At 55.8% G+C, this 14721-nt stretch carries 10 protein-coding genes; 7 read left to right on the top strand and 3 right to left on the bottom strand.

What is annotated here, in order from left to right:
* Positions 1-3: 3 nt before the first annotated feature.
* On the bottom strand, positions 4-888 hold the full coding sequence (locus tag MAXJ12_RS11325) for a WYL domain-containing transcriptional regulator (RefSeq protein ID WP_008835995.1): 885 nt from the start codon (positions 886-888) through the stop codon (positions 4-6).
* Between the two features lie 633 nt (positions 889-1521).
* On the opposite strand from MAXJ12_RS11325, the gene MAXJ12_RS11315 reads away from it, so the two are divergent.
* From MAXJ12_RS11315 to MAXJ12_RS39995, 5 genes are all read left to right on the top strand, one after another.
* Positions 1522-1800 (top strand): hypothetical protein, encoded by a 279-nt coding sequence (locus tag MAXJ12_RS11315; RefSeq protein ID WP_008835992.1) that lies wholly within the window; start codon positions 1522-1524, stop codon positions 1798-1800.
* Between the two features lie 551 nt (positions 1801-2351).
* A complete protein-coding gene (locus tag MAXJ12_RS11305; protein WP_008835990.1) occupies positions 2352-2867 on the top strand; it encodes a hypothetical protein in 516 nt (171 codons plus the stop codon).
* Positions 2868-5003: a type IV secretory system conjugative DNA transfer family protein gene (locus tag MAXJ12_RS11300; protein ID WP_008835989.1), complete on the top strand. Its 2136-nt coding sequence runs from the start codon at positions 2868-2870 to the stop codon at positions 5001-5003.
* A 25-nt stretch (positions 5004-5028) separates the two neighbouring features.
* Entirely contained in the window at positions 5029-5997 is a 969-nt protein-coding gene (locus MAXJ12_RS11295) for a replication-relaxation family protein (protein WP_008835988.1), read from the top strand.
* Between the two features lie 74 nt (positions 5998-6071).
* Positions 6072-6668, top strand: a complete 597-nt coding sequence (locus MAXJ12_RS39995; protein WP_085983923.1) for a fasciclin domain-containing protein — start codon at positions 6072-6074, stop codon at positions 6666-6668.
* Positions 6669-6680: 12 nt separating this feature from the next.
* Here the strand turns inward: MAXJ12_RS39995 and MAXJ12_RS34365 are convergent, their stop codons facing one another.
* Positions 6681-10340, bottom strand: coding sequence for a two-partner secretion domain-containing protein (locus tag MAXJ12_RS34365; protein WP_085983922.1), 3660 nt, complete (start codon positions 10338-10340; stop codon positions 6681-6683).
* A 10-nt stretch (positions 10341-10350) separates the two neighbouring features.
* Positions 10351-12060 carry a ShlB/FhaC/HecB family hemolysin secretion/activation protein gene (locus MAXJ12_RS11280; protein WP_139043865.1) on the bottom strand — a complete coding sequence of 570 codons (1710 nt, stop codon included), beginning with the start codon at positions 12058-12060 and terminating at the stop codon, positions 10351-10353.
* 909 nt (positions 12061-12969) lie between these two features.
* Between MAXJ12_RS11280 and MAXJ12_RS36700 the strand changes: the two genes are divergently transcribed.
* Together MAXJ12_RS36700 and MAXJ12_RS36695 are read left to right on the top strand one after the other, a co-directional pair.
* Positions 12970-13176, top strand: a complete 207-nt coding sequence (locus tag MAXJ12_RS36700) for a hypothetical protein (RefSeq protein ID WP_139043864.1) — start codon at positions 12970-12972, stop codon at positions 13174-13176.
* Positions 13177-13241: 65 nt separating this feature from the next.
* Positions 13242-13985, top strand: coding sequence for a hypothetical protein (locus tag MAXJ12_RS36695; protein WP_139043863.1), 744 nt, complete (start codon positions 13242-13244; stop codon positions 13983-13985).
* The last annotated feature ends 736 nt before the right edge of the window (positions 13986-14721 follow it).

Below are 14721 nucleotides of genomic sequence, written 5' to 3'. Positions count from 1 at the left end.
ACGCTAAAATTGCTGTCTGGCGCGTGCCAAGGACGCGTGCACCGAATCAGGGTCCGCCATCACGATATGCTGTTGTTGCGGGTCCTTCTCCTCTTCCTTGAAATCGAGCCCCATTCTCTTCAAGAAATAGAAAAGCATGGCGAGCTTCACTTCGACGTGCAGCACGCCATTTTTCATGCCGAAGTCGGACGCAATGACCTTCTGCTGATCAGCCGAGAGCTTGGGGTGCGGCTTTAATGCGACCTTCGTTGTCTCGTGCCAAGCGTGGTCCTTGTTTGACTTTGCTGCCGGAGGGCCTTCGCCCTTCACTTCGAGAATGCGCGGTAGGAGAAAATCTTTGAACTTCTTGTCATCGTGACAGAACGCGCGGGTGTGCCAGCGCATGCCGTCGAAACCGAAAGCATGAGGAGAGATCCATCGCCAGTGCGGTTTTGGCTTTTCAGCGTTCAAAGACTGATACCGTATCTCCAAAGCGCGACCTGCCCGCACGGAAGCAAGTACCCGCCTGAGAATGGCGGGGTCCATGATGCGGCGCGGAAGTGGGACGGCCGAAAAATCTGGCACCTGCGATAGCCAAGTCTCGCCAGCGGTCAGCACGCCGCGTGCGATGGAATTCAGTTGCGTAAGGTACCTCGCGGCGTCGGGCTGTAGGAACTTCGGGTTGAAGGTTCCGCTCGCAAAGTACCGCTTCAGACTCTTGTCGTAACGCACGTTGCCGGGCGCGATCCCCTGGTAGTGGGTCAGGTCTTTCGATGCCTGTGGGACCGACACGCTGAAAAAATCGGTGATATCTGACCGATTCACCCCACCTTCCCAGAACAACCGGAATTCAATGAATTCCAGTCGTTGCTCGATGCCCCATCGCAGCCTTGGCGCCTTATCACTCATTCGCTAGAACCTCCCGTTCTTGGGGATAGAAACTATATTGACAGCGTTTTGATGCCCGTATAGTTTCTATCCTCAATGACGACTCGGGGTCAATAGCGACTTCCGGATTAGCGACAAAAGGGGAGGGGAGCATGATCAAGGTTGAGTTCAAGATAAATCGCCGGACTGTGCGGCCGAGCGACATTGCCAACCAGCTGGAGCGGGCAATGTTCGAACAGGTTCGAGACGGCATTGCTCAGAAATTGCAGAACGTCCGCGATCCCGAGACGGACGTGGAACCGACCATCACGATGATGGGGCGCTCCTGGATAACCTCTCGTTCGAGGTCGCGAGGTCGCCAGCCCTCATAGAAGAAGTCAAATGCCGCCTGCAGTAAGCGGTGACAATGCAATCCCATCAGAGATGGAAAGGAGGTGATTCATAATGGCGAACAAGGAAGTTACGAGCGCGAAGGCTGCTTCGGCAGCCGCGAAGGTGCTCAGCAACCCCAATTCGAGCAAAGCGGCCAAGACTGCGGCGGCTTCGGCTCTCACGCAACGTCCGAACAAGAAGTAGGGCGCGTGGCACAATGGCGGGGCGGGGACACTCCCCGCCTCGCCCCTCTCATCAACGAAAGCCTTGTGGAGGCCCCACGTGATTTACGCAATCAACTACGACCTAAAGCGTCCGGGTCAAAATTACGATGCGCTCTATTCAGCCATCAAAGGCTGCGGTGCCTGTTGGCACCATCTGGGCTCCACGTGGCTAGTCGATACGTCCTTGACCGCACAAGGCATCTGGAATCGGCTCGAGCCCCACGCGGACAAGAACGACTTCTTCCTCGTGATTGGGGTGACCCGTGACTACCAGGGCTGGCTTCCACAAGAGGCTTGGGACTGGATAAACAACCGCAGCTCCAAGATGGCCGCGTAGGAAGGGAGAAACAATGCGCGTTCAAGGTGCTGTCATTCGCGTACAAGGCCAGACCTTCGCTATCGTCGTGGTCAAACCTCACGTCGTCCAGAATCGCTCGGAGGCTGCAAACGCCATCCAGAGCTTTACGCCTGTCTTCCGTGTGCCCGTTGTCCTGATGGCGCAAGACGGTCATGGTCGCCCGACATTCTATGGGCGACCTGACATAGCGCGGTTCATGTCGTCGGTGGCCATGCACAGAATCCCCTGGCGGGAGTACACAATCAACTGAAAATTTCCGCGCTGCGCAGCCAGTGAAGAGGAGGAAGGTATGTGCCGCCTCTATCCCCATCATGCGATGAAATCTATCCGCACACATAGGGCAACGCCCCGACACACGGCGTCGCAATTATCGGCGGACGATTTCTGTGACTTCATCGGCTTCTTCTGCCAACAACATCAGAAGCGCAGTTGTGCAAGACCGACGACTGCGCGGCAAATTGCATAAGTATCCTTGACGCCACAGCCCTCTACCCGCTTCAATGCTGCAATGTATCGGGGAGGGGGATGCGTTGAAGCTCTTATTCAAACGCGAACAGTCGTCTGGCACTACCGGCACGGTAAAATTCAAGCTCTGGGGCAAGATCGAGCTCGAAGAGCAGGAGGAGGAAATCATTCGTCGCTACGCCTTCGATAAGGCGGTCTTGATCGATGCTTTTCAACCCGAACTCATGCGCAAATCGGCCTATGTCGGGGCGGCAGGCTTTCTTGCCGTCGTTGTCCTTGTCAATGCAGCGGTCGGTTTGTCGGCCGCGATGTTTTTGGCGCTCTTTGCTGGCGCAGGCGCCGGGTATTTCTATTACGACAGGAAGCGAGACACGGTCTTCGTCCGCGACCTCATGCATGGCCGCTATTTCTCGTGCGACAGCGTCGTTGAGCTTGCACGCAAGGAAGCCTGGCTTGGCAACATTACCGCCTATTTGCGTCAGGTCATGGAAAGCGCCAAGCATTGGGGCGGCACCGAAACCGTGCCGATCCCGGTTCTCGCAAGGGAGGACGCCAAGGAACTGATCGTTCGGAGGCAGTAGATGCTGCATCTCGGTCCGCGGCTCCACGCCTTCGTCTACGGTTTGTTTCGTCAACGCGATGAACCCGTCGTGCGCGAGCTTCACGCTCGCGTCGAACGAATGTTCGCCGCACACGATCTCGACCGCGAAGGAAGCAGGGACACGTTGGCGCTCGCGATCGCCAACGACGTGCTGTCGCGATTCGAGGAGCCGGCAGAGTCTGCGCAAGAGGAGCTTGCCGCGCTCGCACGGGCAATGTTCGATTACGAGGACATGTTCGTCTTGCCGCAGATCGACTGGTCAGAACGGCGGTCCGTCGCAGACTGGTGGGAACTCAAGGATCGGCTCATCGCGCAGAAGGCGCTGCTGGAAAATTTTGCAGCCACGCGCGAGCGCATCCAGGATGTGCTGTTTGCCTGCACCGCGAGCGTCGCGCAGGCTCTGCCGGCTCAGACAGTACGCCAGAATGGACGCGGCGGCATCACCGTGGAGACATCGAAGCTTGATATGCTGCCTGATGTCGGTGGCGCTGTCGAATCCATCATCACTGGCTTTTTCGATGATGCGATTGAACACACCGATCTGTTCAAGCGTCACCGCACACGCCTTGAGGCGAACCTGATCGCCGCTTCCGGCGGCAATCCGGCAGACCCGAAGAATTTTTCCCGTGCGCTTAAACTGCCCTCAAAATCAGATATCCGCGATCGGCAGGAACTGGTCGAGACGTATCTTCGCGGCACGCCGCTGCGGCACCTGTTCAAGGGCGCGGTCGATTTCACGATCCCACAGAACGCCCGCTTTGAGCATCAACACATCGTTGCCGGCACCGGCCATGGCAAGACCCAGACCCTTCAATATCTCATCGCAAACGACCTCACTGCCGTCGAAAGAGGCGAAGCTTCCGTCGTTGTGCTCGACAGCCAGGGCGACCTCATCAATACCATCTCCAACCTGAAACTCTTTGCGCCGGGCGGGCCATTGCACGACCGCATCTGCATCATCGACCCAACCGACGTCGAATACCCTGTCTCGCTCAACCTGTTCGACGTGGGCCTGGAACGGCTCGACAAATACTCGCAACTTGACCGCGAACGGCTGACCAACTCTATTCTGGAACTCTATGACTTCGTGCTCGGCTCGCTTCTTTCGGCCGAGATGACACAGAAGCAGAATGTAATCTTCCGTTACGTCACGAGGCTGATGCTGCACATTCCGGGCGCCACGATCCACACGCTCCGCGAACTCATGGAGCCAGGCAGCCACATCCGCTTTGCCGAAAACATCGCCACATTGACGGGTACAGCTCGGCAGTTCTTCGAAACTGAATTCACGTCCAAGGAATTCGATCAGACGAGAAAACAGGTGCTGCGCCGTTTGTGGGGCATTCTGGAGAACCAGACGTTCGAGCGGATGTTCTCGCATCCGCGTTCCAAGCTCGATCTTTATTCCGAGATGAACAGCGGCAAGGTCATCCTGATCAACACGGCAAAGGATCTGTTGAAGGAATCCGGCACCGAAATATTCGGTCGTTTTTTCATTGCCCTTATCGCACAGGCTGCGCAGGAACGGGCGGTCTTGCCCGAGCACAAGAGGATGCCGACCTTCGTCTACATCGATGAGGCTGCCGACTATTTTGACCGCAATGTCGGCCTGATTCTTTCCCAGGCGCGCAAGTTCAAGATCGGAATGGTGCTCGCTCATCAATATCTTGGACAGCTCGACCCGAAGCTCCAGGAAGCGTTTGCCTCGAATACATCCGTCAAATTTGCAGGCGGCGTTTCCAACAAGGATGCCCGAGCACTTGCGCCGATGATGGGGTGTGAGCCGGGGCTGATTGAAGCGCAGAGCAAGGGTTCTTTCGCGGCCTATGTGCGCGGTGTCACCAAATCGGCGCTGCCGCTGCGGTTCCCGTTTGGCCGGATGGAAGATATGCCGCGCATGACGCATGAAGAGCGCCGCACACTACAAAGCGCCATGCGCACCAAATGCGCAGTTCACTATTCCGATCTTGATGGTGCGGTGAAGCGCGATGTCGTCGGGCCGCCTGCCGCGAACACTTCGCGTAACCAAAATGCGACGGAAAGAAAGGAGAGCCCGAAAAAGCCGCCAGCGAACGATTCCGATTCTCCCAACACCGCCGCGTCGCCGGAATGGTGACGCGGCGCATTGTGGATTGCATTAAGTGGTCGATCAGAAAACCCATGACACCCTCCATCGCCGCCGACGCGACCGGCCGCACTCGACCGACAAGCGCGTCACGCCGCAGGAACGCGATCTCCTCTGGTTTCAGAAAATCCACCAGCATGGTCCGCTCTCATCGACCTATCTGCACGCGTTCTCCGAGAGTATCGCCCGCAATGAGAAGCGCGCCCGCGACCGGCTGACTGATCTCTTCAATGAGAGCCGGACACGTCATGGCGGAGCGTACCTTTGCCGTCCATGGCAGCAATTCCGGACCTTCGATGCGCGCTATCAGGATCTGGTCTACGACCTCGCCGATGCCTCAGAGGCGGCGCTTCGTGAGAACGGCTTGTGGCACGACAGTGCGCAGGGTAGCGGCCCGTGGACGCACCGATACATGGTCTCGTGCATCACCGCGTCGATCGAACTCGCGACACTCAACGACCCGAATCTCACTTTTATCCCGCAGCATGTGATCTTGAAGCGGGCGGGAGCCAGTAGTTTGCGATATCCGGTACCCTGCTTGAATCCTGCGAACGGAAAGACCGAGATCAAAGACCTCATTCCAGACGCTCTGTTTGGCCTGGAATACAAGAAGGATGGAACGAGCTTCTTTCGCTTTTTCGTCGTTGAAGCAGATCGCAGCACCGAACCCTCGCGAACGCAGACGTTCAATCGCAAAAGCCATCTGCGCAATTTCCTTCAATACCGCCAGTATGTGGGGGGTGGGCTTTACAAGGATCACCTGAAGTTGACCGCGCCGCTTCTGGTGCTGAATGTGACGACAAGCGAGCGAGCGATGGCCAATATGATCAAATTGGCGCTTGAGATTTCACCGGGAGGCAACACCTATCTGCTGTTTCGCTGTTGCCCGCTGTTCGGACGGCATTTCAAACCGGCAAAACCCTTAACAAATTTGCTCAGAGCCGACTGGATAAGGGCTGGTGAACTGCCCCTTCAGATTAGCTAACATACGCGTCCCGCGAAAGGCCCATCCTCATCTTGGCAGGATGAACGAATATAAAGATGATATTATAATGCTCTATGAATAAATTACGATCAACATCGACCATAATTTTAGGCTCTGCTTCGGTTGCTTTCATATTATTATATACTTTTTGGAAATTCGAATACCACCCTCATGATAATCTTGGAATATATAAGCTTGTTTCGGAGATGCTCAGCGATCAGTCTTTCGGGGATTCGTACGTCCAAGATCAACCCGCGCCGACGATATCTTCAAGGCTGTCGGAGATTCGGGAGAGCAGGATATTTGCGAGCATATTTGCCGCTTATGACAAGACACATGATCTACCCGATACTCTAACAATTTTCCTTCCGACCGATCGCGCTTTTCGAGATTTGGCCGCAGAGTTAGAGTTATCGGTTGGCGAGATGGTAGAAGACTCGGAAAAAATGGACGTAATTATAAGTAACCACCTCTCCTTAAGAATTTACCCACCTGACCAACTGCAAACTGGAGTTGAGGTGAGCACCGTTTACGGAGAGCAACTTCATGTTTATCGCGCGAGGGATGGCCAAATTACCTTGGACGGCTGGGCGATAGTGGATGTTCAAGACCCTGCATATCTTGGCATGGATGCTGCCATATACTTAGTAGATTCAATACTCATGCCGTAGCCGTCTTTTGATCTACGGCAATCGAACCGGGGTGACCCAATTCAAGACATTATAGGAGTACGACCCGAATTTGTGTTCGGCTGACCACTTACCGTTGCTGTCTCGGGTAAACGTGATCTTTCTATTCACGGCGAAGCCTGCTTCGCCGTTAACCGTTGCATTTTGTTCGATCAAAGTGACGACGATCTTATCTGTCCCGACCGGCTCGACACCCTTCACAATTGCCACATGGCCAACGTTGTCAGCCACCCCACCTGCGCCTGCATCCATTGAAACGATTGTCCCGACCGTAGGAGCGATTGCGCCGGTTGATGAGTATTGAAAATACTCGGCGTTTTTCCCTGTTCCAAGTGTACTCGCAACATTCTTTCCGTTGGGAATGGCGCGCGGCGCATTCTTGAAACCCATTACTGAGAGATAATCCGCGATCAAAGCAGTGCATTGGAATGGGCCGTCCAACGCATCCTTCGTACCGTCATCGCGAATGTTTGCGTAGGCGCTAAGAGTCTTTTCTTCTCCACCGATAACCAATTTCATCTCGTCGATAGGTTCGAAGTGCGTCTTGCCAGCCGTCGGCACAATCCTCGTTCCAACTGGGCGAGTAGTGTCATACCCCCAAGTGATGTTCTGCGTCCCATCGCTCTCCTTCATGGGGACTAACTTCGAGAACGATCTTCCTGCCTGATTGGGGGTTCCTGCTAGGGGAGCTACAATTCCGGTTACAGGACTTCCCGTCAAATTGCTCTCAAACGTCACGTCTGTAGCCACGCACTGAAGTGCCTCTAACATGCACTGGGGCGCGTCCGGATCAGCATACCGATCAATGATATCCTGCACGGATATGCCTGGATTAAAAATTACCTGCGGGATTGGCGGAAGTCCAACCAGAACTCCGTTCAAAAAAATCTGCCCGGACCCTACTTTAGGAAAGGTGGTCGGATCAGGTCGCTTGCCGTTGGCCGCCCCAACATTCACCAGGTTGATGACTCCATCGGTCTCGAAAGGCTTGTCCTCGAAGAAAAGTCCTTTGTTGCCGAAATCGAGCCGCACATCGGATGAGGTCGATATGCCTTTTGTATTCACAATGCCCGTGCGTTCCTCAAGCCGTTTGAATCCTGTTTCCTTAAAATGGAACCCGTCACCACGGACCACTGTGCCAATAAAGTTGCCATTGGTATATTCGATTCGTGCGTCCACCTGGCCGTTCACAAGAGCGTTTTTCAGGACCGTCTTGCCAAAGCCGTCAAGGGTCATGATGCCGTATATGCTTCGAGAGGCGGCGCTGTCGATCCACGTGCCGCTGAATGTGCTGTTTGCCGTTCCCCTCGCGGAGAAACCAAATCCGAAGCTCTCGACATCGAGGTTTCCGCTCACCACTACGTCGGGTTTCGTGAAGCGGGAGGAGAGCGAACCACTGATGAAGTGTCCGGCTTCCAGCGAGACATCATGGCCACGTATCGGTGCAGTGGTCGCGCCGAGAATGATGGCGTTTTTTGCCTCTACATCGACGTTGCCACCGCCCGCATTGACACCTCCATGCCCACCGTTCAATCCGGTGAGGTACACGTCGGTATTGGAACGCAGGTCAACATCGCCGCCATTGGTCTCGATATTCGTTCCGAAAAGATCGAGGTAGGATAGGGTGCTGTGACCACCAGAGAGGCGAGTTCCGCGCGATCTCAACGACACATCGCCGCCCGCAGTCCGCAATCTGCTGTCATCGGCCGTAATTCGAGTGCCGGCCGTTGCAGCAATGCTGCCGCGTCTTGTGTCAATGTCCGAATTGCTGAACCAGATGTTCGAGTTTTTTGACTCTAGGCTGAGGTCGCCACCTCCTGTTACGATGTCTGTATCGACAACTTGAATGCCGTCAAAGGATCCAAAGTGAGACGCGATCGGCAGAGTATCTCGCACCGTCATGCTCCCGCCGCTTGTGTCGATGCGCGATCCTTGCAGGTTCGTCTGTGCGTTTGCAAGAACATATCCGCCGTTGGTATCCAACGACGAGTTTACGAAATCAAGAAAGTCTGCGATGACTAATACATTTAGCTTCGCACGGGAGCTTGAGATGTGCGCATACCCAATTTGGACAAAGTCAGCGAGAATAGAGAGTGTCGAGTTGCCACCAGAAGTTTTGTTAATAGTGACGAGAAGCGCATAGATATTGTCAGCCCTCAATGAGACGTTACTGCCAGCATTCAAGCTTGCTTCGATAGTCTCTGAGGAGATCGTGTCGCCTGGACCGAAGTCTCCTATGGATAAGTCCTTCGGATCAAGCAGCCACGTCCCCGCGTTTCCATGAGCCGCAGAGGCGTCCGCACTCGCTCGAACTTTAAGCGTCTTTCCCGACGTTTCGATAAAACCGCCGTCGCCCGCCAAGGAACCGCCTCGCGCCGTGATCTTCGCAGCCGTCACCGTCGCTTCATCCGACCACACCACCACCTTGCCGCCGTTGCCCTCTACGGTCGCATCGGCATTGATTGTCGTGCCTGCATCGAGCGACACGTAGGATGCTGTGGGGATCGTGGACGCTTCGCGTTGGATCCCATACTCCGCCATCACCTCATCGCTGGCGTTGCCCCCAAGGTAGTCGCCGCCGATCAGAATCGTGCCGCCGCCACCCGCGCCGCTGGCGTCGATCGCCGCGCCTGCGACCTCGATCATCTCGCCGGTGATTTCGATGTTGCCGCCAGTGCCTTCGATATCGGGACGCCAGGTCGGGATCGGAATGTTTGTTGCAGACAGCGTGCCGGAAACGCGGACACGCTGCACCGGGGCGGATGCGGTCTTCGTGCCTGCCGTCTGCGCTCCGAGAATGATCTTGCCGTTTCTGACCCCGGCTGAGTTAGCTTCAATCACCCCGGTATTGTTGATGACGGAATTGACCGCGCGGCGCGCCGTTGCGGCCTTGAGCGCGACCGTCCCGCCGTCGGCCGAAATGCGCCCCTCGTTCTTAACGAGATCGGCAACGGGCGCTCCGGTTGCGACATCGATGACCTCGCCGACGATCTCGTCGCCGACCACCAGATGGATCAGGTCGTCGCCATAGAGATCAAGCGTGAACGCATTACCGGAGGCAAGCGAAATGGAACCCATTTTGGCGGTGATCACGCCTGAATTTCGGACGCCGGGCGCGACAAACGCGCCGAGCCCATAGTCCCCGATTGAAATCTCGCCCTCATTCACCACGGACGCTCCGGGGTTTCCCGATTGGGTGAAATTGAAGCGGCCTGCCATGAAATCGTCGTTCGAGATGTCATGCGTGGTGGCGATCAAGCCGTTCACGTCCACACGCGAACCTTCACCGAACAGGATGCCGTCCGGATTGATGATGGCGACGTTGCCGTTTGCCTCAAGCGTGCCGAGGATGCGGGATGGCTCCATATCACCGGTGACGCGGTTCAAGGTCCACGCATTGGCGTTCGGCTGGACGAAGCGGGTCGTCTCACCTTGTTCGATATTGAAGCTTTGCCAGTTGATGACCGCGTTCTGCGACGCCTGATCGATCTGAACCGTGGCCGGATTCGGCGTAGAAATAGTCGCGCTTCCGGCGACCACCTTGCCGTCAAGCGGGTTTGCGTGGGCGCCGCCGATCAACGCGACAGAAAGGCCGAGCGCCGACGTCAACGCTGTCGTGGCGTATAGCCGTTGACCTGTTCGCAACACTTTCATGAAGCCACCCCTAAAATGTCGCGGATACCTTGAACCAGCCTCGCCAATCGGATTGATCGGGGACGCTTTCTGGATCTTCCAACGTTCGTGATACGGCAATATCGGCGCTCAGCTTTTTCGTCCCGAAGCGCAGGCCCACTCCGGCAGCCGCGCCATCGTCGGAGTCAGCTGTCCCGGCCGGAGCATCGATGTTCCAGATGCGCCCGTAGTCGGCGAACATGTATGTCTGTGCGTGATCGAGGACAGCGTCCAGTGAGGCGGGTACCTGCAGGTCGTACCGCAATTCGCCATTGAGGAGAACGCAATGGTCGCCGGTGACGATCGACGCATCGAAGCCGCGGCCGAACCGCCGCCCGCCATAGCCGCATTCCTGCGATGACAAAAGCGGGTCGGCGGCCAATTGCCCGAACAGGCTCACGTAGGAACTGAAGCGATTAGGAAGTGGTTGTTGCCGGGACACGAATAAGGTCGTCTTGAAGAAATCCACGACGCCCGGCATGCGGGAGGCGTTTGGATTGTTGTTTGACGTGCTTCCCAATCCGTCGATACCCTGGCTTAGGCTCACGATCGCCTGATTGATCCCGCTCCATTGATCGGCAAAATCATAAGCGAGTTCGGCGCGAAGAATGCGCAGCCGATCCTCGGTTGCAAGGCCGCTTGATGTCAGTCCCTCAGAATCCTCGTAATCAAAGAAAACTGTGCCGGTGAGATTTTGAGATCGCGTCCGAATGAACGGATAGGAGACACCGGTAGTCAGGTTGAGGCTCCGTGTCTGATATTCAAGCGCGGATAGAAGGGCAGTGCCGGGATCACCCCGGCTTTTATTTCCGGAAAACGAAAACGTCAGGCCTTCGCTGTTGAGAACCTGATCGTAGCCAAAAAAGAAATAGTGCAATTCGGGGTCATCTCCCTCGGACGGGCCGGCGATCACATAGCCGCCGCTCAGACTCTCATGCGCGCCAAACGCATTATTCAAGCGACCAGAAACGATCCCCTGATACGGGCCGCTGGCCTCCGTCCCATGATTATCTGTCGAGAGAGAAGCGTCATAGCGATTCGTCTCCATCTCTAGGACCAGCGTTGATGCGCCCGGATTCCGCTCCGACGCGCGAAGCGTGGACTTGAATGTCAGGCCCGGCAGATCATTGGCCAGAAGCAGATAGCGCTCCAGATGACCGGCGCGGATGGGACGCTCTGCGGTGATCTTGGCTGCATAGCTATCGAAGAAATTGCGGTATCGATCGATGCCGCCTGGCCAGATCACTTCGTCAATGTATCCCTCGACGACTTGAAGGCGGATAACGGCCCCGGCCTGATTGAGTTCCTGCGGCGGGACAATGACACGGGAGAGGAGATAGCCATCATTGCCATAGCGGGCGGTGACCTTGGCGGCGACTTCGAAAACCTGAAGGAGCGTCACCTTCTTTCCCAACAGCGCCGCATACAACTCTCGGAGTTCGTCGTCGGTATATACGGTCGACCCCTCGATTTCGATGCCGCGAAGCTCAAGCGTTATCTGCGCCGCTTCGGATGCGGGCATCGTGCTCTCTAGGCCTTCGCGAACACGTACCCGTGCCTGCGGTGCCGGCGGCTCCTCGAATCGCTGCTCGATCCGCCCCGGCTCGGCACCGGGCGGAACATTTTGCGCATAGGAAGCGCCAAGCGACAGAAAAAAGGCTGATCCGCAGGACAATGCGAACGCCGGCGCAATTCTATTCAAAATCGGGACCCCCACCCCAGATGCCGCAACGGCAATGGATTTGCATAGACCATGTGCCGGGAGTCGTTGCAATCTCAGATTACGAAAATAGTTTTTGCCCCATGGATTGCGCGGATAACTTGAAAGCCCCGCGAACCGTTAAATTTCTGAAAGGTAGCGCTTCCAAGAAAAACCCCGACCACCAGGATCGGAGAGACCCTTTAACTGTAGTTCGAAGGAAAACGGCGGCTGCTGGTGGGTTTGCGGCGGCCATCAGGGCGCGGGGATCATCCGAAAGGACCGTCCAAATACGCGTATACCATCTCCTCCCAACGCAATGGTCAACGAGCACTCCTGATGGCGTAAAAGGCGCACCTCCGCGAAGTGCTGAAGCCTCGCGACTCCGGCCCGTCGCTCAGGAATTCGGCGCAATCTGTTGAAGGCTCGCCACTGACTCGCAGCCGAGTGGTACCCATTGCTGCCTTGCCTACGGTGATCTACGTTTCGTTATTGAGCGAGGTGGATCGTGATTCAGCTACAAGGCCGCAATGCGGGCGATACGGGCGACTAGTGGTGAAAATCTGACGCTTGGTACCCGACGCGGAAGACCGCTCGGGGTGGTTTTTTGCCGTACGCCCGCTCGCAACTGCTATTGCGGAGAGCTCGAAGAGTGCTCCTCCCGAGAATCGCATCTCGCAGCGTCCCAAACCGGTGAGCAGGCAAATCTTCCGCTATGGTCACGGACCTGATAGACATTGCCACGAACAAATACTCATGGTGGCCACGAACGGTTTGAACGACGACGCTGGTCACTGGGCCTTCGTGCCGTGATCGTAGTCACAAGAAAACGGTGTCTCAATGATATTTGGCTTTTGGATCGCTGGATTGGCGATCGTCTGCATAGTCTGGGCGTCGCTCATGGAGACCGCGATGAACGGCGCTCCTACTTCTTTTCAAGAATGGGTGGGCGTGACGCTGGGAATGGGTGGTTCCGTATTCGTTGGGACAGGTTTTGTTGCTTCCTTGGTTTACGCGGTAACAAAGGATCGGAACAAAACCCTTTGGACATGGACCGTTCTATTACTTGTTGCTTTCGCCTTTTTGGGCATCGGCGCGGCCCGAATGGTTCGCGGCTGATGCCAAGATTTCAAACTGGGTCACTACCGAGAAATAAGTCAGATGAGGAGTTTGCCCGTGGACTCTTGGACAGCCACCTTGTGGAGAGCGGGGCATCCGATTTCGAGTGTACGATCAATCGGGATGAACCGCCGGACCTCATCGTTCGCTGGAAGCAAGAAAAGCGCTGGGGAGTAGAGGTCACCCGAGCGTACCAACCGGTCCAACAGATCGGCAACAAGGGGACCGCTTCTTCCGAGGCGGTGAGTGCGTATCTTCGGAACTTTGGCGAAGACATGGGGATAAAGACAGGCGGAATACGCGGACGAAGCTATACCCTCTATCTTGAGGCACCAGGTCCGTTCAGTTCATGGAAGCGTTCCGTGCGGACGAAACAATGGAAAGAGGAAACCGAAGAACAGATTCGAAGACATATCTCCTGCGGCGACAGCAGCATCCTTCGGTTTTCTGGCGGAAACCTCCGACCGGGTGAGCCTGGTGAACGCTGGTCAGTCATGGTCGGCGGCCCGGCATCTGAAATCACTTCATCCACTGCCGAGATGCTATCGCGCTCCTTAAGAGATAAGGCGAAAAAACTACCGATGTGGAAAGGGGCCTTCGACCAGCGCTGGTTGCTGCTTTTGAACTGTTACATTCTTGCCGACGACACCGCTGAAATAGAAGGCACTGTCCGCCGACTTGTCCGCGATAACGCGGATTTGGCCGGATTCGATGGTGTCTTGTGGAGCGGTTTCCCCGACCGGGCGCTCCTCGGTATTTCGCTATCGCGAGGCGCGGGTGACTTGGGTGCACAGCATCGATCAGACTAGGGTTGAATTGTAGCCTGCCTCACTGCGGTACCAAGCGTCAGATTTTCACCACTAGGTGCAAAACCCCTGCACTTGGCTGTGTCGTATCCCGTTGAGCGATAGGTTAGCTTCGCGCAAAGATACGTTTTCTGCAATTTGCGACAAAATATGTGAAGTATGTTTTTGCAAGAGTGTTGTATGGCGAGTTCAATCCCAACTGCTATAACTATAGCCTTTGTCCGTAAAACATGGAGTTCCCTGAGATGATGAATAAACAATTTATGACGCTCGCGTTTCTATGCGTTGCGACGATTACGGCTGTAATCGGCGCGGATGCTGAAACGAAGAAGGTTCTAAAGCACTTTCAATTCGCGCGTGGCAGTATAACTTTCTATGACAACCATGAATGGGAAAACATTCGCAACGGGAGTCGGAATTCTGGCCGGTGGGAGTGGCTTGGAAACACCCATGTCTGCCCCGTGGAATGGAAAAATCCGAAACAACAGGCCCACTGCAGAAAGTACTACAGAGTCAAATAGGCAAATCTCAACTTAACTGTGCCTATATAGAGACCGTTTTTAGGCCCTCTCCAATATATTCTGGCGTTCAAGGGCAGCTTCTACCGCCCCTACTGCCGCGTGTCCAAGCGAGCGACCCCGAACCGCCGCTCGCTCGCTACAGCGCTGTTGAGGGCGCGCTCGCGAGCGGCGGTTCGGGGTCGTTGTCGCAGCAATCCGTCAGGCATCCCAGAATTTCA

Origin of the sequence: Mesorhizobium alhagi CCNWXJ12-2 (assembly GCF_000236565.1) — a bacterium.
Classification (GTDB): domain Bacteria; phylum Pseudomonadota; class Alphaproteobacteria; order Rhizobiales; family Rhizobiaceae; genus Allomesorhizobium; species Allomesorhizobium alhagi.
The sequence above is the reverse complement of the archived record's forward strand: the minus strand, read 5'-3'. Positions and strand labels throughout refer to the sequence as shown.